The sequence below is a fragment of the Streptomyces sp. NPDC013187 genome, from assembly GCF_042899705.1.
Taxonomy (GTDB): domain Bacteria; phylum Actinomycetota; class Actinomycetes; order Streptomycetales; family Streptomycetaceae; genus Streptomyces; species Streptomyces hawaiiensis_A.
The window spans coordinates 23,295-46,989 of record NZ_JBIBAF010000026.1 but is presented as its reverse complement, the minus strand read 5'-3'; the positions used below and the strand labels follow the sequence as shown (position 1 = coordinate 46,989).

The window sequence follows — 23,695 nt, the reverse complement described above, 5'->3', positions numbered from 1 at the left end:
CCGCGTGGCACTCTGGACCTATGCCGGAACTCCCCGAGGTCGAGGCGCTCAAGGACTTCCTGACCGAGCACCTCGTCGGCCACGAGATCGTACGGGTGCTGCCCGTCGCGATCAGCGTCCTGAAGACGTACGACCCTCCCCTGTCCGCGCTGGAGGGCCAGGAGGTCGCCGCCGTACGCCGGTACGGCAAGTTCCTCGACCTCGCGACCGCTGACGGCCCGCACCTCGTGACGCACCTGGCCCGGGCGGGCTGGCTGCACTGGAAGGACCGCCTCCCCGACGGTCCGCCCCGCCCGGGCAAGGGCCCCCTCGCGCTGCGCGTGGCCCTGGAGACCGGCGCCGGGTTCGACCTGACCGAGGCCGGCACCCAGAAGCGGCTCGCGGTGTACGTCGTGGGCGACCCGCAGGAGGTCCCGGGCGTGGCCCGGCTGGGCCCGGACCCGCTCGCCGACGACTTCGACGAGCGGCGCCTCGCGGAACTCCTGGCCGGTGAACGGCGGCAGCTCAAGGGCGCGTTGCGCGACCAGAGTCTGATCGCGGGCGTGGGCAACGCCTACAGCGACGAGATCCTGCACGTGGCGAAGATGTCGCCCTTCAAACTGGCGGCGTCCCTGAGCGAGGAGGAGACCGGGCGGCTGTACGCGGCCCTGCGCGACACGCTCACGGGGGCGGTGGAGCGCTCCCGGGGCGTGGCGGCCGGGCGGCTCAAGGCCGAGAAGAAGAGCGGGCTGCGCGTCCACGGCCGCACCGGGGAGGCCTGCCCGGCGTGCGGCGACACCATCCGTGAGGTGTCCTTCGCCGACTCCTCGCTGCAGTACTGCCCGACCTGCCAGACGGGCGGCAAGCCGCTGGCGGACCGCAGGATGTCCCGGCTGCTGAAGTGACCCGGGCCGGGGCCCGTGGTCACCGGGAGGGCGGTGACCACTCGAACATCAGGATGGTCGCATCGTCCCGCAGCCGGCTCGTCGGCGAGTCCAGGATGGAGTGGATGAGCCGTCGCAGCGTCTCGGACGGCAGCTCGCCCGCGGCCGTCGCCCCGATGATGTAGTCGGCGAACTGGTCGAGCCCGAACAGCGCGCCGTCGACGGCCCTGGCCTCCGTGACCCCGTCGGTGTACATCAGCACCCGGTCGCCGGGTTTCAGCGCGATCTCGTGCGTCTCCCGCCTCCCCCCGGTCAGCAGGGACGGCATCCCCATCGGTGGCTCCGCCTCGCGCCGCATGGCGTCGACGAGCGGCCGCCGGTCACGGATGAGCAGCGGGGTGGGGTGCCCGCAGTTGACCCACCGCAGCATCCCCGAAGCCAGGTCCAGCTGGGCCAGGACGCCCGTGCAGAACTGGTCCGGGAGCCACTGCGACAGGGCGTCGTCGACGCTCTCCACCAGCTCGGGCAGATCAGCCCCGGTCCGCCGGGCGTTGCGGCACGCGGCGAGTGACACGGCCGTGGTCAGCCCGGACGCCAGGTTGTGCCCCATGGCGTCGAGGACCGCGACGTGCAGCGTCGTCTCCGTCAGGGAGTGGTCGAAGGCGTCGCCGCCGAGCTCGTAGGCGGGCTCCAGCACGGCCGTCGACACGACATGTGAGGTGCCGATCGTCCGGGGCGGGAGGAAGGCCCGCAGCATCTCGGCGGGCAGACGCATCGGCCGGGTGCGCAGACGCCGTACGAAGGAGTCCTGGTACGCCCGCGCGGACGTGATCATCATGGCGAGCAGCTTGGCGAGGGCGCGGGCGCGGCGCAGCACGTCCGGTGTGAGCGCGGGGGAGTCGACCGCGATGACGCCCAGGCGTTCGGCGCCGTCCACGAGCGGGATCCAGGCCCTCATGCCGCCCTCCTCGGACACCGCCACGCGCAGGGACTGGGTGCGGTAGGTCCAGCCCGCGAGTGAGCCGTCGACGAGCAGGGGGGAGGCCGCGTCGGTGAGGGGTACCAGCCGGCGCTGCTGGATGTCGGAGAGGTAGACCACGGAGCCCTGGAGACCGAGGGCCTCGGTGCAGCGGGCCGCCGCGGTGGGCAGGTCCAGGGTCGCGTTCTCCGGGTCGGCGAGGAAGTCCTCCAAGCGGCCGTCCCCGGTCTCTCCCGTCACCTCGCCTCCCCTCGCCGGGACCGCCGGCACCCGGCGATCCTCCGGGTGCGTCGTCCAGCAGTCTCACACCGGGGCGCGCCCGGCGCCCGGCGACCGGGGCGGGCGGACCGTCAGCTCGGCTGGATCCTCCACAGGACCTCGCCGGCCGCCGAGCGGATCTCGTAGCGGGCGATGTCCTGCGGATGCAGGGAGGAACTGGCCATCATCGTGTTGGGGCGGTCGTCGTGGCCGGGCCCGTGCCAGCTGGTGGCGGTCTCCTCGGTGCCGTCGCGTCCGATGATCACCAGGTGGCAGGCGCGCGTACCCGAGCCGTCCTTGACCTTCAGCTCGACCTGGCTGCCCGAGGCCTCTTCCTCCGTCGTGACCTGTGCCCACACCCCCGTCCGGGTGTCGGTCGCCGCGACGGTCCGGGGCTGCTCCTCGGTGTCGCCCTCGGCCATCATCGCGATGCCGGGGACCGACGCCGCGAAGACGACCGAGGCGGCCAGTGCGAACAGCAGACGTCTGCGTCCGGCCCGGCGCCGGGTCGCCACCTCGGCCAGCAGCCCGTCCAGCATGCGCGGCCCGGGCTGCGCCAGCGGGTGCACGAACCGTGGCGTCGACCGCCGGTACAGCATCAACTGCCGTGTGGTCGGGCCGAATTCCGTCACCTCTGCAGCGCACCGAGGGCACTCCATGAGGTGGTCCTCGAAGCGGAAGGCCTCCGCCTCGTCCAGCACGCCGAGCGCGTAGGCCGCGACGTCGCGATGCCTCTCCAGGGACCTCATGCCGAATCCTCGTGCCGTTGGGTGCGGGTGGGGTTACTCCTTGCTCCCACCGGTACGGACCAGGCAGCTGAATCACTCAAGCCGGTGACACAATCGCAACCAAAGGATTCGGAGCCCTCCGGCTCCCGGATTGGTCCGGGGCCGCAGAAATCTAAAAAAGATGGATCGCGAGGTGTCCCAGCGGCAGTCCGAGCTGCCAGGCGGGCGTCCAGACCTTCGGCCCCTCGTCCTCCCCGACCACCGGAGCGCCGCCCGGTACCGCGTTCAGATCGGGCGCGAGCAGTTCCGTCTCCTGCAGCCAGCGCCAGGCCTCCTCCGCGAGGTCCAGGTCCGGTGCGGGGCCGCCCGAGCGCGCGGCGCCCGCGGCGAGCTCGGCCAGCCGCTCGCGCACCCACTCCTGCCACGGCTGGTCGTACGCGGTCAGCGACAGCCACGTCTCCAGCTGCGTGACGACCCGGATGCCGGACAGCTCCCCGTCGGTGTCGGACAGGAAGATGGTCAGCGCCAGGGCATCCCGCCCGGCACGGAACTCGAAGGATGTCGGCGGCATCAGATCGCCGGTCCGCAGCAGCTCGTCGGCGATGTACTCGGCGTACAACCACGCCATGGGGACGGTCAGTTCGCCGTCGGCACCGCCCGTGCTCCCCTGCTCTTCGTCCAGCATCCCTTCCTGCCTTCCTCCGGTACGTGCGCGTCGCCCGACACCGGGCCCCGAGGGCGCTGACGGCCCCCTCCGGAACACGGATGGGAACAGCCGATTACTCAACCGGGGTCATCGGCAAGGCGCTTTACGGAGGCTTGACCCACTCATTGGTTTCATCGCAGGTCGGCGGCGTATCCCGGTAGCACACTGCGCAGGGCACGCAGCGCGTAGTACGCGCGGGACTTCACGGTACCGGGCGGAATCCCGAGGGCCGTCGCGGCTTCCGCCACACTCGCCCCCTGGAAATACACGAGCACCAGGACTTCACGGTGCTGCGGAGTGAGTGTCTTCACAGCCTCGCGGACATCCAGCATCGCCGCCGCCCGCTCGGCGTGGTCGGAGATGACCCGCGCGTTCTCCAGCACCGCGTCCCCGACCTCGGGCGGACGGGCCTGGCGGGCCCGCCGGGCGTCGATCGCGAGCCGCCGCGCGACGGTCATCAGCCAGGGCCTCACCGAGTCGAAGTCGTCGGCGCGCAGGGCCTCGGGGTGCTGCCAGGCACGCACCAGCGTCTCCTGGACCAGGTCCTCGGCGCGCTGCCGGTCGCCGTCGCAGAGCCGCAGCAGCAGCGCGAAGAGGGGCCGGCCGTGCTCCCGCTGCAGTGCGGCGAGCTCGTGCTCGGCGGTCGTTCCGTTCGTGAGAGTGGATCCGGCCGTCATGGCCGTATGCCACCGCAGGGCGTGGCCCGGGCACAGGGCACGTACCCGGCTGTGCGACGGACGGTCGATCGCGTCGACGAACGGTTCGACGAACGGTCGTGGCACCCGGCCATGCGGGTGCCGGACGGGCTGATGAGCGTGTCGGAGACGCGTGGGACACCAGGAGCCTTCTTTCCTGATGGTGCGTAAATATGACCACAACGCCCACAGTGGGGTGAATGCATGCTCACACGCAGTCGACAGATCGCCCTGGCCCTGACCGTCGTCCTCGCCGCAGGCGCCGCATGCCAGGCCCGCGGCCACGACGAGTCCGGCCGCGGACGCCCGGCACCGGTCGCCGCCGGGCAGCGCGGATTCACACTGGTCGCCTCCGGTGACGTCCTCCCGCACAGCACGATCATCGACCGGGCCCGCTTCGACGCCGGCGGCACCGGCTACGACTTCCGGCCGATGCTCGCGGGCATCCGCTCCGTCGTCTCCCGCGCCGACGTTTCCCTGTGTCACATGGAGACCGTCTACGGCGCGAACGGCGTCTACACCGGCTACCCGACGTTCAAGTCCCCGCCCGAGGTGGCCCGGGCCCTGGCCGAAACCGGCTACGACGGCTGCTCCACCGCCTCCAACCACACCCTCGACGACGGCGCCGCCGGTATCCGCCGCACGCTCGACACCCTCGACCGCGCGGGCGTCCGGCACGCAGGCTCGGCACGCACCGAGGAGGAGGCCCGCACGGTGACGGTCCTCGAGGCCGGCCCGGCCGAGGTCGCCCACCTCGCCTACACCTACGACACCAACGGCATGCCGCTCCCGGCCGGGCAGCCCTGGGCCGTCAACCTCACCGACGAGGCGAGGATCGTCGAGGACGCCCGGGCCGCGCGCCGGGCCGGCGCCGACGTGGTCGTGGTCTCCCTGCACTGGGGCACCGAATGGCAGGACGCCCCCGACGACCGGCAGCTGACCCTGGCCAGGAGCCTCACCGCCACGCGCACCGGCGGCCGCCCCGACATCGACCTGATCCTCGGCACCCACGCGCACGTCCCGCAGGCCTACGAGAAGGTCAACGGCACCTGGGTGATCTACGGCATGGGAGACCAGATCGCCGGCGAGATGACCAATCACCAGGGCGCCAAGGATCCGCGCGGCAACCAGTCCACCCTCGGCCGCTTCACCTTCGCCCCGCCCGCACGGGCGGGAGAGCGCTGGAAGGTGACGAAGGCGGAGTTCGTCCCCCAGCTCTTCGACGTCGACGCCGGCCGGGTTGTGAACCTCAACCGGGCGCTCGCCCAGGGCGCCGACGTCCGAGCCGTCCGCGACCGCATCCGCGACGTCGTCCTCAGCCGCGGCGCGGCCGAGGACGGACTGGTGATGGGGGAGTAGCGCCCCGACGTCACCGGTGACGGTGGCGCCCTACGGCACCACCGTCACCGGCCACCGGCCCGCCTTCACCAGGCGTACCGCCACCGAGCCGACGATGCGGTGGCCCGTCTGCTCCGAGGCGCCCACGACCACCGCGTCCGCCTTGAGTTCGTCGGCGGCCGTCACGAGGCCGTTGTACGGGTCGCCGCGGAACGTGTGGAACTCCCAGCGGACCTCGCACATCCCCTTGAGCCGCTCGGCCGCGTCGCGGATCTGCGCCACCAGGTCCTCGGCGATCTCGTCCGTCGTCCCGGCCACCGGCGCTCCCAGCGCCGCACCCGCCGCCAGCACCGGCTGCACGTACACCACGGCGAGCAGCGCGTGCTGCCGGCGGGCCAGACCGGCCGCGTAGGCCGCGGCCCGCAAGGAGGAGTCGGAGCCGTCCACCCCGGCCACGATCACCTTCGGCCCGTCCGTGCCCCGCTCGAACTGATGGGAGTGCTGTTCCGTCACGCCGCGAGGCTATCGGAACCCCCAGGTCCGGCTGCCGGGCGGGACGGGGACCGGCGGGTGACGCCCGGGCTTGCTGTGCCGCACGGGGCGGGAGCGCTCGAGGGGCGACAAGGCGCGGGTGTTCCTAGAGTCGAAAGCATGAGCGTCATCGCGGACACCGGGACGGCCGAGGACACCTCCGAAGCGATACGGCCGCCCCACCGGGCGCACGGTTTCCTGAGCCGGGTGCCCCAGGGCTTCGCGGTCTTCTTCGGCGCCCTCGGTCTGCTCTGCGCCCTGCTGGCCCTGATCCCTCCGCTGCGTACCGGGCTGCGCCCCCTGGTCCACTTCCTGGACCTGCTGCTCGTCCCGGTCAGCGCCAACCTCGCCTATGCGGTCTTCCTGTTCCTGCTCGCCGCCGCGACCGGCGCCCGCAAGAAGATCGCCTGGTGGCTGGTCGTCGTCTACCTGGGCCTGCTGGTCCTGACCGACGTCCTCGGCATGGCCGTCGGCGAGTTCGTCGAGTCCGTCCCCTCCTTCGTGGTGTGCGGCCTCGCCCTGATCCTGCTGATCTACGCCCGCAAGGAGTTCTACGCCGCCTCCCGCCGCGCCGCCGTACGCCGGGCCCTGGCCGTCCTGGTGGCCGGTCTCGTCGTGGCGATCATGGTCGGCTGGGCCTTGGTCGAGGCGTTCCCGGGCAGCCTGCCCAGCAGCGAGCGGCTCGCCTGGGCCGCGAACCGGGTCTGCGGCGGCCTGGTGCCCTCCGGCTCCTTCGACGGCCGCCCGCCGCACGCCCTGTACTTCCTGCTCGGCCTGTTCGGCGCGCTCGCCCTGCTGAACGCCGCCGCAACCCTGTTCCGCTCACAGCGCCTGAAAGCCGCCCTGCACGACGACGAGGAGACCCGCATCCGCGCTCTCCTCGGCCGCTACGGAGACCAGGACTCCCTCGGCTACTTCGCCACCCGCCGCGACAAGGCCGCCGTCTTCTCACCCAGCGGCAAGGCCGCCGTCACCTACCGCGTCGAGGCCGGGGTGTGCCTGGCCAGCGGCGACCCGGTGGGCGACCGGGAGGCCTGGCCGCACGCGATCGCCGCCTGGCAGGACGTGGCCCGCCGCTACGCCTGGGTTCCGGCCGTGATGGGCGCCTCCGAGGAGGGCGCCCGGGCCTTCGTCCGCGCGGGCCTCGGCGCGCTCCAGCTCGGCGACGAGGCGATCCTGCACGTCCTCGACTTCGACCTCGACGGCCGCGACATGCGCGTCACCCGCCAGGCCGTCAACCGGATCCGCCGCAGCGGAGTCACCTGCCGGGTCCGCCGCCACTCCACCCTCTCCGAGGAGGAGATGCGGCAGCTCGTCGAACGCGCCGACGCCTGGCGCGACACCGAGACCGAGCGCGGCTTCTCCATGGCCCTGGACCGCCTCGGCGACCCGGCCGACGGCGACTGCCTCCTCGCCGAGGCTCTCTCCCAGGACGGCCGGCTCCTCGCCATCCAGTCCTTCGTGCCCTGGGGCAAGGACGGCGTCTCCCTGGACCTGATGCGCCGTGACCGCACCGCCCCCAACGGCGTCATGGAGTTCATGGTCGCCGAACTGTGCGCCGTCGCACCGAAGCTGGGCGTACGCAAGGTCTCGCTGAACTTCGCCGTGTTCCGCTCCGTGTTCGAGGAGGGCGCCCGCATCGGTGCCGGGCCGGTGCTCCGCCTCTGGCGCCGCCTGCTGCTGTTCTTCTCCAAGTGGTGGCAACTGGAGGCCCTGTACCGCTCCAACGCCAAGTACCACCCCGAGTGGTACCCCCGTTTCCTCTGCTACGCGGAGGCCGCCTCCCTCGCCCGGGTCGGCCTCGCCTCCGGCATCGCCGAGGGCTTCGTCTCCGTACCGTCGATGCGCACGTTGTGGGGCAAGGGAAAAGGGCACCCGAAGGGCTGGCAGCGGCCCGCCACCACGGAGGGGCTGCCGTCGTTGGCGGCGCTCGGCCTCGCCGGAGGGGACGGGACCGAGCCCGCCGACCCCCTCTCCGGCCTGTCCGACCAGGTCCGCGTCCGGCACCGCAAGCTCGACCGGCTGCGCGCCGACGGCACCGACCCCTACCCGGTGGGCATCCCGGCCCGCACCCACACCCTCGCCGAGGTCCGGCGCGGCGAGGAGGTCACCGTCGCCGGCCGGATCATGCTGGTCCGCGACTTCGGCGGCATCGTCTTCGTCGTCCTGCGCGACTGGTCCGGCGACCACCAACTCGCCCTGACCCGCGACCGCTCCGGCCCCGCCCTGGACCGCTTCACCGCCGACACCGACATCGGCGACCACATCACCGCCACCGGACACGCCGGCGTCAGCGACAAGGGCGAACCGACCGTCTTCGTCACGTCCTGGCAGCTCACCGGCAAGTGCCTGCGTCCGCTGCCCGACAAGCGCCGCGGCCTGGCCGACCCCGAGGCGAAGGTCCGCATGCGCTACCTCGACCTGGCCGCCAGCCCCGCCGCCCGTGACGTGGTCCGCGCCCGCTCCACCGCCGTCCAGGCCGTGCGCCAGGGCCTGCTCGCACGTGGCTACCTGGAGGTCGAGACGCCGGTGCTCCAGCAGATCCACGGCGGCGCCAACGCCCGGCCCTTCACCACCCACATCAACGCCTACGACCTCGACCTCTATCTGCGCATCGCCCCCGAGCTGTACCTCAAGCGGCTGTGCGTGGGCGGCGTGGAGAAGGTCTTCGAAATGGGCCGCACCTTCCGCAACGAGGGCACGGACTACAAGCACAACCCCGAGTTCACGATCCTGGAGGCCTACCAGGCGTACGCCGACTACGACGTGATGCTCGACCTCGTCCGCGAACTGATCCAGGGCGCCGCCACCGCCGCCTTCGGCAAGCCCGTCGCCCACAAGGACGGCAAGGAGTACGACATCTCCGGGCAGTGGCCCGTCAAGACCGTCTACGGCGCGATCAGCGAGGCCCTCGGCGAGGAGATCCACCCCGGCACCGGCATCGAAACCCTCAAGCGGCTGTGCGACGGTGCCGGCGTGCCGTACGTCGCCGACGACGGTCACGGCGACATCGTCCTGGAGATGTACGAGCGGCTGGTGGAGGAGCGGACCGGGTTGCCCACCTTCTACAAGGACTTCCCGACCGACGTCTCCCCGCTCACCCGGCAGCACCGCACCGACCCGCGACTCGCCGAACGCTGGGACCTCGTCGCCTTCGGGACCGAGCTCGGCACCGCCTACTCGGAACTCACCGACCCCGTCGAGCAGCGCCGCCGCCTCACCGCCCAGTCCCTGCTCGCCGCCGGAGGCGACCCCGAGGCGATGGAACTCGACGAGGACTTCCTCGACGCCCTCGAATACGCCATGCCCCCCACCGGCGGCCTCGGCGTCGGCGTCGACCGGCTGGTCATGTTCCTCACCGGACTCACCATCCGCGAGACCCTGCCCTTCCCGCTGGTGCGTCACCGCTGACCCACCCGTGTCGGCCGAACGGGTGAATGTGTGCCGCCGCACCGGTGTTGCTCGTGTGCGTCGGCCTTCCGCCGGGCGACTCATGAGTCATGAAGAAGGATCAGTTGCCCACCCGGCTGTTCACCAGGCGCCACGCGTTGATCGCGGGCGCCGGCGCCGTGGGAGCGGCCGCGACGGCCGGAGTGGTCACGGCCGTCACCGGGGACGGACCCGGCACCTCCACCCCCGCCTCGGGCCCCCAGGCCCGCCGCCTCGTCAAGTCCTCCGCGTACCGGCTGCAGCCCCTGACCGGCTACGGCCCGCCGCGCGCCGCACCCCGCCGGACCCTGGTTCACCGCGAGGCGCCGCTGCGCGTCTCCGGCCGTGGCCGCATCATGGTGCTCACCTTCGACGACGGCCCCGATCCCCGCTACACCCCGCACATCCTGGACACCCTGGCCGAGTACGACGTGCGGGCGATGTTCTTCGTGTGCGGCGGGATGGTCGCCGGCGGCAGGAACCTGCTGGCCCGGATGGCCGACGAGGGCCATGTCGTGGGGAACCACACCTGGTCCCACCCCCTGCTCACCCGCCTCACCCGACGGCAGATCCGCTCCGAGATGGAACGCACCAGCGACGCCATCGAGGACGCCTGCGGGGAGCGCCCCGAGTGGTTCCGGGCACCCTACGGCGCCTGGAACCGCACCGCCTTCCGGCTCGGCGCCGAACTCGGCATGGAACCCCTCGGCTGGACGGTCGACACCCTCGACTGGACCACCCCCGGAGTCCGGTCCATCGCCGACCGGGTCGAGCGCGGCGCCGCACCCGGCGTCGTGGTGCTCTCGCACGACGCCGGCGGCGACCGGTCGCAGAGCGTGCGGGCCCTGCGGCGCTATCTGCCCGAACTGCTGGACTCCGGCTACCACGTCACCGTGCCCCCGCGGCACTACGCGTGAAGGACGCCGACGCCTCCGGGCCTTCGCCCGCCGTGCCGCGAGCGCTCAGCGCACCGCGACCAGGCGGGCGAAGGCGACGACATTCCCCGCATAGCCTTCCTGCGCGGAGAAACCACCGCCGCAGGTGATGACCCGCAGCTCCGGCGCCCCCTTGGAAGCGTAGACACGGTCGCCGGGGAAGTTGTTCTTCTCGAACACCTCGACGCCGTAGATCTCGAACTCGGCGGTCTTTCCGTCCTGCCGGGCGACCTCGACGCGATGTCCCTTCCGCAGTGCCCCGAGGCCGTAGAACACGGCGGGACCCTGCTGGTTGTCGACATGGCCGACCACGACCGCGGTGCCCTTCTCGCCGGGGGTGACGGCACCGGTGAACCAGCCGGCCAGGTTGGGATCCTCCGGCGGGGGCGCGCCGACCCAGCCGTCCGCGTCCAGGCCCACCGGGATGATCGGCGCGTCGACCTGGATCGCCGGGATCCTGACCCGGTCGGGGAGGGCGTAGGGCAAGGGCCGGACACTTCCCGCGAAGGTTCCTCCGGGCACCCTGCTGTCCGCCGCGGCCGCACTGGCCGGCTGTGGCGGGCCCTCGTCGAACTCTCCCGAACCGTTCCGGATGAGAGCGAGGCCGGTCAGCAGAACCAGCGCTATCACGCCCCACGGGGCGCGTTTCCTGGGCCGCGCCTCCTCTTCCGCCTGAGCCAGCTCGGACGCAGACATTCGCCATCCCCTCTCGACGCGGCCGTCGCCGTGTCCATCGCGCATAGCGACACGCTAAGTGGCGTGCGGGAAACCGGCGACGGGGCGACGGCGAACGGGTGGCCGGGGCCGCGAGGGCAGGTACGGCGCCGGGCACGGCCGGGGCTGCGAGGGCTGGAGCGGCGCCGGGCACGGACGGGGCTGCGAGCTTTGGCGCGGCGCCGGGCACGGGCCGAATTCCGGGGCTCCCGGAAGCCCGGCGCGCAGGGCGAGCACCAGGGCGGGAGCGGCTCGCAGGAGATGAGGTGAGCCATCCGAGTTGCCGTCGCGAGGAAATTTCTGACGGACCGTGACCTGCGGCGATATCCGAATGGACGCTGCACCCGCACCGCCTTCTCTCACCGGTACGGACCAGTCCCGAAATGCGGCTTGCGGCAGGGCAACTGACTGTCTTTCTGGGAGGCGCTTTCTCGCCGATCGACCGGGGACGGGTCCCGGGGCGTCTTCCGCGGAGGTTCACATGCGTAACACTCGTGCCCTGGCGGTCGCCGGCGCAGCGGTCGCCGCCCTCGGCCTCTCCGCCCCCGCGGCCGTCGCGTGGGACACGCCGAGCAACATCACCGCCCTGCCCAGTGTGATCGCCCCCGGCGGCCAGCTGACCATCACGGTCGACGGCTGCCGGGGCGGCGGCACGGCGACGTCCAACGCGTTCTCACCGACGCGGCTCTCGCCGGTCGGCGGCGGCGGCAAGGGCAACGAGGGCGACCGGGGCGGCGCCGGCAGCGGGACCGCGCGGGGCACCGCCATCATCAACAACAACGCCCGCCCCGGCTCGTACGACATCACGGTCGACTGCAACGGCAGGCGGATGACCAAGCCGCACGCCTTCACCGTCATCGGCGGTGTCCGCGGCGGCATCGGCGGCAGCAGCACCACCGGGGCGACCCCGACGGACATGGCCATCGGCGGCGGTCTCGTGGCCGCGGCGGTGGTCGGCGGCGGTGTGTTCTGGATGCGCCGCAGGACCGAGCGGCGCATCTGACACGGGCGCCTCGTCGTGGTCGTGCCGCTTCCTCGACGAGTCGCCGCCTCGCACGTGGACGCGTTTCGCCCCGGCTCCCTCTCAAGGGAGCCGGGGCGAAGGCCTACCGCGGGAAGGGGCGCCGGCGTCCCGTCGGTGCGGCTGCGGGGTCAGCCGGCGTCCCCGTCGGTGCGGCGGCGCGAGAAGTGGTAGGCGACGCCGAGCGACCCGGCGATCAGTGCGGCGCCCAGACCGATCTCCTTGAGGTCGAAGCCGGCGAGGGTGCCGCCCTCACCGGCGTGCACACCCTTGTTCGGGTGGCGCGTCGGGTGACGGGCGGGGTGGTGCGTCGGCCGGCCGCCCGCGATCGTCAGACGCGCGATGCCGCTCGACCCGTCACACTCGAACTCGACCTCGTAGACGGCGCCGGGCTTGGCGTCCCAGTCGACGACCACCGTCGTCCAGGACTCGTCCGGTGGGATGGTGACCGGGTCGAAGGCCGGTGAGTCGACCGCCGCCTCCCCCCGGCATGCCCGGTTGCGCGTGACGTGCAGGGTGATCTCACCCCCCGCCCTCACGGTGGAGGGCAGGACGTTGAAGCCGAAGTCGGTCCGGTTCGCCGCGTCGGCGGCGGGCACGCAGGAGGTGAGGGCGCCGGCACCCAGCAGTACGGCAGAGGCGAGGCATATCGCGCGCATGGTGAATCCTCCGGGTCCCCGAGGAGCAGCCGCGGACCTGTTCCGCTCACGTCACACATGCACCTCGATGCCCGAAACGCTAAGAAGACGCGCGCGATACCGCGATCGCAGTAGCGCGAATGGGGCACGGCTGTGCGCCGCCCGGGGGAACACCGCCCGGGCGGCCGGGGGACGACGACGGCGTGTCGCGCGCCCCCCGGCCGGGACCCGTGCTGCGGGTGCCGTCAGTCGCCGACGCCCGGGAAGAGGTTCAGGAACGGATCGGCCGAGGCGGTCACGCCCCTGCTGTAGGGCGAGTCGAAGTCCCAGATCAGGAACAGCAGGAAGGCGATCAGCGCCGAGAACAGCCCGGCGAGGACCAGTTCGCGTGTCGTTCTGCGGATCTGCAGCGCGAAGATCATCCCGATGGTGATGACGGCCCCGGCGATCAGCCCGAACCACACCACGCCCGGCATCGTCTCCCCGGTCGACTCGGCCCGGGCGATGCGGGCCTGGTCGGCCGCGGTCACCTGGTCCAGCAGCGGCTGGTAGGCCTGGGCCTCGAAGTCCGTCGCCGGCTGGTAGTCGGTGACGTCCTGGCGGATCCGCTCGAAGAGCTCGGTACCGCGCCCGGTGACCTCGCCCTTGTCGGCCATGGTGTCCCACTCGGTGGTCACGACATGGCTCACGTACGTCCGGATGTCGTCCCGGATGCGGTCGCGTTCCTCGGCCGGATAGACCCGCACCCGCTCCGAGATCTCGTGCAGCGCGGTCGCCTCGGCCTGGACGTGGTCCTGTGCGGCGCTGCGCCCCTCCCAGACACCGGCGATCGCCAGGCCCAGGACGATGGCGTAGACCACACCGATCCACATCGTCATGTACTCGATGACGTCCGGGGTCTCACTGGGGTCCTCGTCCTCGGGGGCCGCGCGGTGGCGTACGACGGTGATGACGACCACCACGGCACAGGCGGCCAGCATCGCGAGGGTGAGAACAAGCCATTCCGGCAAGAGGTACCTCCAGGGCTTCAGGGATCAGCGCGCGCGCAGCGCGGCGACGGCCACCACCGCGGGCACCGTGACGAGCAGGACGAAGGTCAGCGGCGACAGCGCGCCGTTCGCCCGCCGTGGCCGCGGCGGTGCGGCGCGGTAGCGCGGGTAGTGCACGGGCGTCGCGGACGGGGCGGGCGCCGGGGTGGCCGACGGCGCCGACGGCGTGGGAGCGGGTTCCGGTGCGGGGGGAGGGGGCGCCGGTGGCACGGGCCTCGGGGCCGGCCGCGGCGGGGGTGGTGCCGGGCGTGGCGTAGGCGGTGCCGGGGCCGGCGGCGGCTCGGGCCTGGCCGTGGGGGTCGGCTTCGGGGGTGGGGGCTTCGGTGGGGGCGGCGGGTCCGGCGTCGGCTTCGGCGGTGGCGTCGGCTCAGGCGGCGGTGGAGTCGGCGTCGGCGTCGGCGTCGGGGAGGGGGTCGGCGTGGGCGTCGGGCACGGCCACGTCTTCTTGCTGCCCGCGTACGCCACCGCCTCGGTGCCGTCCGGCCCCGTCGAGGCGTACGCGCAGGCGTCGGCCACCGCGACCCCGGCCGGTGCGCCCACGAGCGCCCAGGTCAGCGTCGCCGCCGCCAAGGCCCGTGCCGCACGGGCGGGTTGAGTCGAAAGGGGTCCATGCACGACGAAGATCATGAGCCCTGTGCCGCCCGGACGGGTCCGAGTGCAAGGGGATTGCCCCGAAAGAGGGAAATCCGGGCATCATCGGTTTGATCTGGGGTCGCCCGCAGGGAGCTCGAGATGCACTCGTGTGCGACGAATCGCGGCAGTCGTCACAGGTTCCGGAAAGAAATTTGGCCGACGGTTGAACACAATGGCCGCCCCCATGCGTACTCATGACCGTGCGGCGGCGCAGCAGGGCGCTGCAACACCCTTGCGATTATGGGGAGTTGACGATGAAGACCTCCTGGCGGAGCGCCTCACTCGTGGCGAGCGCCGCGGCGGTCCTGGCGCTGACGACGGCGTGCGGTCAGGACAGCCCACCGGCGGCCAGCCAGAACGTGGGCGCCACGGCCGCGCCCGGGGACTACGGAAGCATCGGCTCGGGCACCGCGGGCGCTGCGGGCGGCGCCGCGACCGGTCAGCCGGCCGCGCCCAGCGCCTCCAGCCCGTCCAACCCCGCCGGCAAGCTGTCCGTCTCCACCGCCGAGAAGGTCGGCAAGGTGGTCACCGACAGTCTCGGCCTCACCCTGTACCGGTTCGACCAGGACACCGAGCAGCCGCCCAAGTCGAACTGCGACGGCGACTGCGCCAAGACCTGGCCGCCGGTGCCCGCGGACGACGCCGAGGCCGGCGAGGGCATCGACAAGGCGCTGCTCGGCTCGGTCACCCGGGCCGACGGCACCAAGCAGCTCACGGTCGGCGGCTGGCCCGCCTACCGCTACGCCAAGGACGTCAACGCCGGTGACGTCAAGGGCCAGGGTGTGGGTGGCAAGTGGTACGCGCTCGCCCCCGACGGCAAGAAGGCGCAGGGGGGTGCCGGGGCCGGTGCGGAGGGCGGCGGCGAAGCGGTCCAGGCGGGGCTGTCCACGCGCAAGGACCCCAAGCTCGGCGAGATCGTCGTCGACAAGAACGGCATGACCGTCTACCGGTTCAAGAAGGACGAGGCCTGGCCCAAGCCGGTCTCCAACTGCACCGGTGAGTGCCTGGCCAAGTGGCCACTCGTGGAGCCCGTCGACTTCGCCGACACCAAGGGCATCCAGAAGAAGGGCTACATGATCTTCGACCGTACCGACGGCGAGGGTCAGCAGCAGACGATCAACTGCTCGCCCATCTACACGTTCGCCGGCGACAAGGCTCCCGGCGACACCAACGGCCAGGGCGTGGGCGGCACCTGGTACGCCGTCCGGCCCGACGGAAAGCTGGTCGGCGCCTCGGAGAAGTAGGGAAACCTCCCCAGGGTCGATCCTCTCGTCCACCCGAAGCGCAGACCCGGTCCACCCCTCCGTGCCACACGGAGGGGTGGACCGCTTTGCCGTGCCTCACCTGAACTCATCGACTTCCTGACCCTCTTCCTCCTCGGACCGGAACTCTCCGGAATGCCCCGGGCACTGTTCGTCATGTGTTCGAAGGGCATGCGCAGGGGTATCAATTCGGCACGTGCCGCAGGCAGTGACCGGGAACGGATGGTCAATTTCCGTTTCGGGTCGCTCCATTGGCGGGCGATCAGTAGCCTCTGCTCGAACACCGGATCGCCTACGCCTTGGAGAGATAGATGGAGCGTCCCGCCTGGGCCCCACGGAGCATCGACATCTCGGTGCCCAGCGTTTCCCGGATGTACGACTACTACCTGGGCGGATCGCACAACTTCGAAGTCGACCGGGAAGCGGCCCGCAGGGCCATGGAGTTCATGCCGGGACTTCCCAAGATCATGCAGGCGAACCGCGCGTTCATGCGCCGCGCCGTGCGCTACGCGGCCGACCAGGGCATCTCCCAGTTCCTCGACATCGGCTCCGGCATCCCCACCTTCGGCAATGTGCACGAGGAGGCGCAGGCCGCCCGTCCCGGCGCCCGCGTGGTGTACGTCGACCACGACCCGGTGGCCGTGGCGCACAGCCAGGCGGTCCTGGAGGGCAACGAGGACACGGGAGTCGTCGCCGCGGACCTGCGCAAGCCCCAGGAGATCCTGCGCAGCCCCGAGGTGGAGCGGCTGATCGACCTGAATCAGCCAGTGGCGCTGCTCCTCGTTGCCATACTGCACTTCGTGGAAGACGAGGACGACCCGTACGGGGCCGTGGCCGAACTGGGCGAGGCGCTCGCCCCGGGCAGCCTCCTCGTGCTCACCCACGCTTCCTACGAGGGGGTCCCGCTGCCGCCGGAGCGGGCCGGGGGCGCGGTGGACGTGTACAAGGACATCCGCAACCCGCTGATCATGCGCTCGCGCGACGAGATCGCGCGGTTCTTCGAGGGGTACGACATGGTGGAACCCGGACTGGTGGCGATGCCGCGCTGGCGGCCCGACACCTCACCGGAGGACGAGGATCCGTACGCGTTCTCCGGGTTCGCGGGCGTGGGGCGTACGGCGTGACCGCGGAACCGGACGGGCCGGAGGACAGACTGCGCCGGTTCGCGACGATCTGGAGCCGGGCGGTCTTCCCGGTGACCTCGACGTCGTCGACCCGGACCGAGTTCGAGGCGCAACTGCTGCCCCAGGCGCGGCGGCTGAGCGAGGCACTGCTGGCCCGGACCTTCGACTCCGAGGCGGGCAGGGCGGTCGGAGCCGCCCTGGTCAACGTGCACTGCACCGATCCGGAGGCGCTCAGCCGCACCCTGGACTGCGTCGACGCGTACCTGGTCCTGTACTGCGGGGACGGCGGCGACCAGGAGGACCTGCGGGCCCGGTGCGCGCGGCTCCAGCACGCGATGGCGGCCGGTTTCGCCCGGGCCCTGCGCGAGCGGACCCTGGCCGAGCAGGAGGCCATCGCGCAGGCCGCCCTCCAGGCGCAGGGCGTGGTGGCGCAGGCCCTGCACGCGAGCGAGGCGCGTTTCCGCGCCGTCTTCGAGGGCGCGGCCATAGGAATCGGCATGGCCGACCTCGAAGGCAACATACTGCAGGTCAACGGCGCGCTGCTGCGCATGTTCGGGGTCTCCGAGCAGACTCTGCGCAGCCGCAACGTCCGGGAGTGGACCCATCCCGACGACGCTCCGCAGACCTGGCGGCTCTACGACGAACTCGTGCGGGGCGAACGGGAGCACTACCACCTGGAGAAGGCGTTCTACCGCCCCGACGGAACCGTCCTGTGGACCAACCTGACCGTCTCCCTGCTGCGCGACGCCGACGGCGATCCGCAGTACCAGCTCGCCCTCATGGAGGACACCACCGAGCGGCGGCTGCTCAACCTGCGGCTGCGCTACGAGGCCACGCACGACGCGCTCACCGGGCTGCCGAACCGCACGTTCTTCTTCGAGCGCCTGGAGAAGGCCCTGGGCGCCGGGGAAGGCCAGCGGTTCGGGCTGTGCTACCTGGACCTCGACGGTTTCAAGACCATCAACGACAGCCTCGGCCACGCGGCCGGCGACCGGCTGCTGGTGGAGGTCGCCGACCGGCTGCAGTCCTGCGCCACGGCACCGGGCGAGATGGTCGCCCGGCTCGGCGGTGACGAGTTCGTGGCGCTGACCACCGGGCCCGACACCCAGCGTGGCGTCGACGAGCTCGCCGGGCGCATCATGAACGCCCTGCTGGCGCCGATCAGTGTGGACGGCCGGGAACTCACCGTGCGCGGCAGCATCGGCATCGTCGAGGGCCCCGCCGGGGAGCGCAGCCCGGCGGAGGTGCTGCGCAGCGCGGACATCACCATGTACCGGGCCAAGTCGGCGGGCGGCAACCGCTTCGAACTCGCCGATCCGGAGGCGGACGCCCGGGCCATCACGCGCCACGGGCTGACCACGGCGCTGCCGACCGCTCTGGAGCGGGGCGAGTTCTTCATCGAGTACCAGCCGCTGGTGCATCTCGGCGACGGCAGTGTCCGGGGCGCCGAGGCCCTGGTGCGCTGGCTGCACCCGCAGCACGGGGTGCTCGGCCCGGACCGGTTCATCCCGCTCGCGGAGCACACCGGCCTGATCGTGCCGCTGGGCCGGTGGGTGCTGGAGCAGTCGGTGCTCCAGGCGCGCGAGTGGCGGGAACTGCAGGGCGGCGCCGAGGCCGTGGGGCCGCTGCGGATCAACGTGAACCTGTCGCCGTGCCAGTTGACGCATCCCGGGCTGGTGCAGGACACGGTCGACATCCTGGAGCGCACGGGCGTCGAGCCGGACGCGCTGTGCCTGGAGGTCACGGAGTCGGCGCTGATCGGGGCGGACGACGATCTGCTCAAGCCGCTGCGGCGGCTGGCGGAGATGGGTGTCGACATCGCCCTGGACGACTTCGGGACGGGCTACTCCAACCTCGCCAACCTGCGCCGGCTGCCGGTCAGCATCCTGAAGCTGGACCGGTCCTTCACCCAGAGCATGCAGCAGTTCCCGGCGGACCCCGTCGACCTGAAGATCGTCGAGGGCATCGTCTCCCTGGCCCACAGCCTGGACCTGGCGGTGACGGTGGAAGGTGTGGAGACGGGAGCCCAGGCCGACCAGCTGCGCATACTCGGCTGCGACACGGCCCAGGGCTGGTACTACGCGAGGCCGGGCCCACCGGAGCGCCTGCACGAGCTGGCTCTGGTCGACGCAACGGGCTAGGGGGGTAACGCCTTCAAGGGGCGGGGCTGTATTCGGTATGCGGCTCCGCCGCGTGGGCGCGACCAGCCACGGTCGACCGGCACCCTCGAACGGCGCTCACACCCAACGGCGCTTCTGAAACCGCCTCACCGCTCGAGCAGCATCCGCTGCAACTCCCGAGCGGCCCGAGGCGGAGCCACATCACTACGATGCGCCAGCGCGATCACGCGATGCAGTCCGGGCCGGGCCAGCGGAGTCACCCGCAGCCCGCGCCCGGACCTCGCCGCCACCATCCGCGGCACCACGGCGACCCCCAGCCCGGCTCGCACGAACCCCAGCACCGCGTCCATCTCCCCGCCCTCCACGGCGAAGTCGGGTTCGAACCCCTCCGCACGACACGCGGCCACGGTCAGCTCCCGCAGGTCGTACCCGTGCCGGAACATCACCAGCCGCTCACCCTCCAGGTCGGAGACCCGCACGGTGCGGCGCCCCCGGCCCGGACGCGGGGCATCCGGCGAGGAGACCACGACAAGATCCTCCCGCAGCAGCTCCACCGTGGTCAGCGCCGGTGACGGAGTCGGCAGCGGCAGCACCACCAGCGCCAGATCCAGCGCCCCGCGGGCCAGCTCCCGTACCAGATCGTGAGAGCCGCCCTCCTCGATCAGCAGCCGCACCCCGGGGTAGCGGTCGTGGAAGGCCCGCAGCACGTCCGGCAGCAGGCCCGTGCACACACTCGGCGTGGCGCCCAGCCGTACCCGGCCGCTGCGCAGCTGCACCAGTTCCTGCACCTCGTGCCGGGCCGTGTCCGCGTCGGCCAGGATGCGGCGGGCCAGCGGGAGGAGCGCCTCCCCGGCGTCCGTGAGCGTGATGTTGCCCCGGGCACGCAGGAACAGGTCCGCGCCCAACTCCCGCTCCAGCGCCTTGATCTGCTGCGACAGCGACGGCTGGGCGACATGGACCAGATCGGCGGCCCGGGTGAAGTGCCGGGTCTCGGCGACGGCCACGAAGTACTGGAGCTGCTGGAACTGCATGCTCCTACCATAGCCACAGCCTATGGAGTCAAGCCGGACCATGTCTTGGACCGATCGGACGTGGATCCGTAGCGTGCTGTTCCATGGCTCTGGCAACGCGGACGGACCGGCGGCCGTCCTTCGCACGCACCGTGTGGGACTCCACCGTCGGCAAGAAGACCGTGATGGCGGTCAGCGGTCTGATCATGCTGCTGTACCTGGTCGTCCACATGATCGGAAACCTGAAGATCTTCTTCGGGGCGGACGAGTTCAACCACTACGCCCATTGGCTGCGCACCGTCGGCGAGCCGTTCATGCACTACGAGTGGACGCTCTGGCTCGTCCGGATCGTGCTGGTCGTCGCCCTCGTCGCGCACGCCACCTCGGCGTACCAGCTCAGTCGCCGCGACATCAGGGCACGGCCGAGCAAGTACGTGCACAAGAAGGCACGGGCCTCCTACGCCACGCGCACCATGCGCTGGGGCGGCATCATCCTCGGCCTGTTCATCGTCTGGCACATCCTCGACCTGACGACCGGCACCGTGCACTCCGGCGGCTTCCAGGAGGGCTACCCGTACCAGAACGTCGTGGACACCTTCTCCACCTGGTACGGCAACGTCGTCTACATCGTCGCGATGCTCGCGCTCGGCCTGCACGTCCGGCACGGCTTCTGGAGCGCGGCCCAGACCCTGGGAGTGGGCGGCCGCACCCGCGACCGCGTCCTGAAGGCCGTCGCCGACATCCTCGCGCTGCTGCTCACGGCCGGCTTCATCGCCGTCCCCGTGGGCGTCATGACCGGAGTGGTGAGCTGAACATGACTTCCTACGCCGACTACACGACCGGCGAACCGGTCGTCGACACCAAGGCCCCCGCCGGGCCGGTCAACGAGCGCTGGGACAAGCGCCGCTTCGAGGCCAAGCTGGTCAATCCCGCCAACCGGCGCAAGCACACGGTGATCGTCGTCGGCACCGGCCTCGCCGGCGGCTCCGCCGGGGCCACTCTCGCCGAACAGGGCTACCACGTCGTCCAGTTCTGCTACCAGGACTCGCCCCGCCGCGCCCACTCCATCGCCGCGCAGGGCGGCATCAACGCCGCGAAGAACTACCGCAACGACGGCGACTCCGTCCACCGCCTGTTCTACGACACCGTCAAGGGCGGCGACTTCCGGGCCCGCGAGTCCAACGTCCACCGGCTCGCGCAGATCTCCGTCGAGATCATCGACCAGTGCGTCGCGCAGGGCGTGCCCTTCGCCCGTGAGTACGGCGGCCTGCTCGACACCCGGTCCTTCGGCGGCGTGCAGGTGTCGCGCACGTTCTACGCCCGCGGCCAGACGGGCCAGCAGCTTCTCCTCGGCGCCTACCAGGCCCTCAGCCGGCAGATCGCCGCCGGGAACGTCGAGATGCACCCGCGCACCGAGATGCTCGACCTGATCGTCGTCGACGGACGGGCACGCGGCATCGTGGCGCGGGACCTCGTCACCGGGCGCGTCGACACGTACTTCGCGGACGCCGTCGTCCTCGCCTCCGGGGGTTACGGCAACGTCTTCTACCTGTCGACGAACGCCATGAACTCCAACGCCACCGCCATCTGGCGGGCCCACCGGCGCGGCGCCCTGTTCGCCAACCCCTGCTTCACCCAGATCCACCCCACCTGCATCCCGCGCACCGGCGACCACCAGTCCAAGCTGACGCTGATGAGCGAGTCGCTGCGCAACGACGGCCGCATCTGGGTGCCGAAGGCGAAGGGCGACCGGCGGCCCCCGAACGAGATCCCCGAGGACGAGCGCGACTACTACCTGGAGCGCATCTACCCGTCGTTCGGCAACCTCGTCCCGCGTGACATCGCCTCCCGCGCCGCCAAGAACGTCTGCGACGAGGGCAGGGGAGTGGGCCCCGGCGGGCAGGGCGTCTACCTCGACTTCGCCGACGCCATCGCCCGCATGGGACGGGGGGCCGTCGAGGCCAAGTACGGCAACCTCTTCGACATGTACCAGCGGATCACCGACGAGGATCCGTACGAGGTGCCGATGCGCATCTACCCCGCCGTGCACTACACGATGGGCGGCCTGTGGGTCGACTACGACCTCCAGACCACCGTCCCCGGGCTGTTCGCGATCGGCGAGGCCAACTTCTCCGACCACGGCGCCAACCGGCTCGGCGCCTCCGCGCTGATGCAGGGACTCGCGGACGGCTACTTCGTCCTCCCCTCGACCATCAACGACTACCTGGCCCGCAACCCGCACCACGACGCCGTGACCGACGAACACCCCGTCGTCCAGGAGGTGCTGGCCGAGACCCAGGACCGGCTCAACCTGCTGCTGTCCGTCGACGGCGACCGCACCCCCGACTCCTTCCACCGCGAGGTCGGCGAACTCATGTGGGAGTTCTGCGGCATGGCCCGCACCGACTCGGGACTGCGCAAGGCGCTGGAGCGCATTCCGCAGATCCGCGAGGAGTTCTGGCGGCGCATCAAGGTCCCCGGCACCGGCGAGGAGTTCAACCAGTCGCTGGAAAAGGCCAACCGTGTCGTCGACTACCTGGAGCTCGCCGAGCTGATGTGCCTCGACGCGCTGCACCGCGAGGAGTCCTGCGGCGGCCACTTCCGCGAGGAGTCCCAGACGCCCGACGGCGAGGCCGCCCGCAGGGACGAGGAGTTCGGGTACGCGGCCGCCTGGGAGTTCACCGGCACCGGTGAGGCTCCCGTCCTGCACAAGGAAGACCTGGTCTTCGAGTACGTCCACCCCACCCAGCGGAGCTACGCATGAAGCTCACCCTGCGCGTCTGGCGGCAGCGCAACGCCGACGCCGACGGCACGATGTCCACGTACGAGGTGGACGGCATCTCACCCGACATGTCGTTCCTGGAGATGCTCGACACGCTCAACGAGGAGCTCATCGTCAAGGGCGAGGACCCCGTCGCCTTCGACCACGACTGCCGTGAGGGCATCTGCGGCGCGTGTTCGCTCGTCATCAACGGCGACGCGCACGGGCCCGAACGGACCACCACCTGCCAGCTGCACATGCGGTCGTTCGAGGACGGCGACACGATCGACGTCGAGCCGTGGCGGGCGTCCGCGTTCCCGGTGATCAAGGATTTGGTCGTGGACCGGTCGGCGTTCGACCGGATCATCCAGGCCGGCGGGTACATCACCGCGCCGACCGGGGCGGCCCCCGAGGCACACGCCACGCCGGTGCCGAAGCCGGACGCCGACCTCGCCTTCGAGCACGCCGAGTGCATCGGGTGCGGGGCGTGCGTTGCGGCCTGCCCGAACGGGGCGGCGATGCTGTTCACGTCCGCCAAGATCAACCATCTCAACGTGCTGCCGCAGGGCTCGCCCGAGCGGGAGACGCGGGTGCTGGACATGGTGGAACAGATGGACGAGGAGGGGTTCGGAGGCTGCACCCTCGCCGGGGAGTGCGCCACCGCCTGCCCGAAGGGGATTCCGCTCATGTCCATCACCAGCATGAACAAGGAGTGGTTGCGGGCTGCGCGGAAGGTGAAGCGGTAGCGCCGCAGGGGCTTCGGTGCTTCGGCGGCTGCGGGTGCGTCGGGGTTGATCGCGCAGTTCCCCGCGCCCCCGGGGGGCGCAGTGAACGTTCGCCGGTAGGTGCGGACGGGCGGGGCCGGGAGTGGTGCTCATCCCCGGCCCCGTCTCGCGATGTG

The 23,695-nt window shown here is 71.5% G+C and carries 22 protein-coding genes; 12 read left to right on the top strand and 10 right to left on the bottom strand.

Annotated elements, in window-relative coordinates; all coding sequences use genetic code 11:
* Nucleotides 1-20 precede the first annotated feature (20 nt).
* Nucleotides 21-884, top strand: a complete 864-nt coding sequence (locus ACFY5B_RS37320) for an Fpg/Nei family DNA glycosylase (RefSeq protein WP_389978955.1) — start codon at nt 21-23, stop codon at nt 882-884.
* 19 nt (nt 885-903) lie between these two features.
* On the opposite strand, the gene ACFY5B_RS37315 is transcribed toward ACFY5B_RS37320, so the two are convergent.
* The 4 genes from ACFY5B_RS37315 to ACFY5B_RS37300 all read right to left on the bottom strand — a co-directional run bounded on the left by ACFY5B_RS37315 (nt 904) and on the right by ACFY5B_RS37300 (nt 4,211).
* Nucleotides 904-2,082 (bottom strand): PP2C family protein-serine/threonine phosphatase, encoded by a 1,179-nt coding sequence (locus ACFY5B_RS37315; protein WP_389978952.1) that lies wholly within the window; start codon nt 2,080-2,082, stop codon nt 904-906.
* A gap of 110 nt (nt 2,083-2,192) precedes the next feature.
* Nucleotides 2,193-2,849: a zf-HC2 domain-containing protein gene (locus tag ACFY5B_RS37310; RefSeq protein ID WP_389978949.1), complete on the bottom strand. Its 657-nt coding sequence runs from the start codon at nt 2,847-2,849 to the stop codon at nt 2,193-2,195.
* A 151-nt stretch (nt 2,850-3,000) separates the two neighbouring features.
* Nucleotides 3,001-3,513, bottom strand: coding sequence for a hypothetical protein (locus ACFY5B_RS37305; RefSeq protein ID WP_389978946.1), 513 nt, complete (start codon nt 3,511-3,513; stop codon nt 3,001-3,003).
* A 152-nt stretch (nt 3,514-3,665) separates the two neighbouring features.
* Entirely contained in the window at nt 3,666-4,211 is a 546-nt protein-coding gene (locus tag ACFY5B_RS37300; RefSeq protein ID WP_389978943.1) for a sigma-70 family RNA polymerase sigma factor, read from the bottom strand.
* Nucleotides 4,212-4,433: 222 nt separating this feature from the next.
* Here ACFY5B_RS37300 and ACFY5B_RS37295 point away from each other — a divergent pair, with 222 nt between their 5' ends.
* Entirely contained in the window at nt 4,434-5,588 is a 1,155-nt protein-coding gene (locus ACFY5B_RS37295; RefSeq protein WP_389978940.1) for a CapA family protein, read from the top strand.
* A 30-nt stretch (nt 5,589-5,618) separates the two neighbouring features.
* Here ACFY5B_RS37295 and ACFY5B_RS37290 read toward each other — a convergent pair whose 3' ends face one another.
* Nucleotides 5,619-6,080 (bottom strand): universal stress protein, encoded by a 462-nt coding sequence (locus ACFY5B_RS37290; RefSeq protein ID WP_389978937.1) that lies wholly within the window; start codon nt 6,078-6,080, stop codon nt 5,619-5,621.
* A gap of 138 nt (nt 6,081-6,218) precedes the next feature.
* Here ACFY5B_RS37290 and lysX point away from each other — a divergent pair, with 138 nt between their 5' ends.
* Nucleotides 6,219-9,509 carry a bifunctional lysylphosphatidylglycerol synthetase/lysine--tRNA ligase LysX gene (gene lysX / locus ACFY5B_RS37285; RefSeq protein ID WP_389978934.1) on the top strand — a complete coding sequence of 1,097 codons (3,291 nt, stop codon included), beginning with the start codon at nt 6,219-6,221 and terminating at the stop codon, nt 9,507-9,509.
* 89 nt (nt 9,510-9,598) lie between these two features.
* Complete coding sequence (locus ACFY5B_RS37280; protein WP_389978931.1) at nt 9,599-10,444, top strand: polysaccharide deacetylase family protein; 846 nt, start codon at nt 9,599-9,601, stop codon at nt 10,442-10,444.
* A gap of 45 nt (nt 10,445-10,489) precedes the next feature.
* Here the strand turns inward: ACFY5B_RS37280 and ACFY5B_RS37275 are convergent, their stop codons facing one another.
* The gene (locus ACFY5B_RS37275) at nt 10,490-11,158 is read right to left on the bottom strand and encodes a class F sortase (protein WP_389978928.1); all 669 of its coding nucleotides are present in this window, start codon (nt 11,156-11,158) and stop codon (nt 10,490-10,492) included.
* A gap of 499 nt (nt 11,159-11,657) precedes the next feature.
* Between ACFY5B_RS37275 and ACFY5B_RS37270 the strand changes: the two genes are divergently transcribed.
* Nucleotides 11,658-12,179: a hypothetical protein gene (locus tag ACFY5B_RS37270; protein ID WP_389978925.1), complete on the top strand. Its 522-nt coding sequence runs from the start codon at nt 11,658-11,660 to the stop codon at nt 12,177-12,179.
* A gap of 149 nt (nt 12,180-12,328) precedes the next feature.
* On the opposite strand, the gene ACFY5B_RS37265 is transcribed toward ACFY5B_RS37270, so the two are convergent.
* From ACFY5B_RS37265 to ACFY5B_RS37255, 3 genes are all read right to left on the bottom strand, one after another.
* Nucleotides 12,329-12,856, bottom strand: coding sequence for a hypothetical protein (locus tag ACFY5B_RS37265; protein WP_389978922.1), 528 nt, complete (start codon nt 12,854-12,856; stop codon nt 12,329-12,331).
* 224 nt (nt 12,857-13,080) lie between these two features.
* Entirely contained in the window at nt 13,081-13,815 is a 735-nt protein-coding gene (locus ACFY5B_RS37260; protein WP_389979029.1) for a DUF4239 domain-containing protein, read from the bottom strand.
* Between the two features lie 54 nt (nt 13,816-13,869).
* Complete coding sequence (locus ACFY5B_RS37255; protein ID WP_389978919.1) at nt 13,870-14,001, bottom strand: hypothetical protein; 132 nt, start codon at nt 13,999-14,001, stop codon at nt 13,870-13,872.
* A 28-nt stretch (nt 14,002-14,029) separates the two neighbouring features.
* Between ACFY5B_RS37255 and ACFY5B_RS37250 the strand changes: the two genes are divergently transcribed.
* From ACFY5B_RS37250 to ACFY5B_RS37235, 4 genes are all read left to right on the top strand, one after another.
* Entirely contained in the window at nt 14,030-14,479 is a 450-nt protein-coding gene (locus ACFY5B_RS37250; RefSeq protein ID WP_389978916.1) for a hypothetical protein, read from the top strand.
* Between the two features lie 292 nt (nt 14,480-14,771).
* Complete coding sequence (locus tag ACFY5B_RS37245) at nt 14,772-15,761, top strand: SCO0930 family lipoprotein (RefSeq protein WP_389978913.1); 990 nt, start codon at nt 14,772-14,774, stop codon at nt 15,759-15,761.
* A gap of 329 nt (nt 15,762-16,090) precedes the next feature.
* Nucleotides 16,091-16,903, top strand: coding sequence for an SAM-dependent methyltransferase (locus ACFY5B_RS37240; protein ID WP_389978910.1), 813 nt, complete (start codon nt 16,091-16,093; stop codon nt 16,901-16,903).
* Nucleotides 16,900-19,044, top strand: a complete 2,145-nt coding sequence (locus ACFY5B_RS37235; RefSeq protein WP_389978907.1) for a putative bifunctional diguanylate cyclase/phosphodiesterase — start codon at nt 16,900-16,902, stop codon at nt 19,042-19,044. Before ACFY5B_RS37240 ends, ACFY5B_RS37235 begins: the two co-directional genes overlap by 4 nt.
* A gap of 125 nt (nt 19,045-19,169) precedes the next feature.
* Here the strand turns inward: ACFY5B_RS37235 and ACFY5B_RS37230 are convergent, their stop codons facing one another.
* Entirely contained in the window at nt 19,170-20,054 is an 885-nt protein-coding gene (locus ACFY5B_RS37230) for a LysR family transcriptional regulator (RefSeq protein WP_389978905.1), read from the bottom strand.
* Between the two features lie 83 nt (nt 20,055-20,137).
* Here ACFY5B_RS37230 and ACFY5B_RS37225 point away from each other — a divergent pair, with 83 nt between their 5' ends.
* Genes ACFY5B_RS37225 through ACFY5B_RS37215 form a run of 3 tightly spaced genes read left to right on the top strand, consistent with a single transcriptional unit; the run spans nt 20,138 to nt 23,540 of the window.
* Nucleotides 20,138-20,845: a succinate dehydrogenase gene (locus ACFY5B_RS37225; RefSeq protein ID WP_389978902.1), complete on the top strand. Its 708-nt coding sequence runs from the start codon at nt 20,138-20,140 to the stop codon at nt 20,843-20,845.
* Between the two features lie 2 nt (nt 20,846-20,847).
* Nucleotides 20,848-22,797 (top strand): fumarate reductase/succinate dehydrogenase flavoprotein subunit, encoded by a 1,950-nt coding sequence (locus ACFY5B_RS37220; RefSeq protein ID WP_389978900.1) that lies wholly within the window; start codon nt 20,848-20,850, stop codon nt 22,795-22,797.
* The gene (locus ACFY5B_RS37215) at nt 22,794-23,540 is read left to right on the top strand and encodes a succinate dehydrogenase/fumarate reductase iron-sulfur subunit (RefSeq protein WP_389978897.1); all 747 of its coding nucleotides are present in this window, start codon (nt 22,794-22,796) and stop codon (nt 23,538-23,540) included. The genes ACFY5B_RS37220 and ACFY5B_RS37215 overlap by 4 nt, the downstream gene beginning before the upstream one ends.
* The last annotated feature ends 155 nt before the right edge of the window (nt 23,541-23,695 follow it).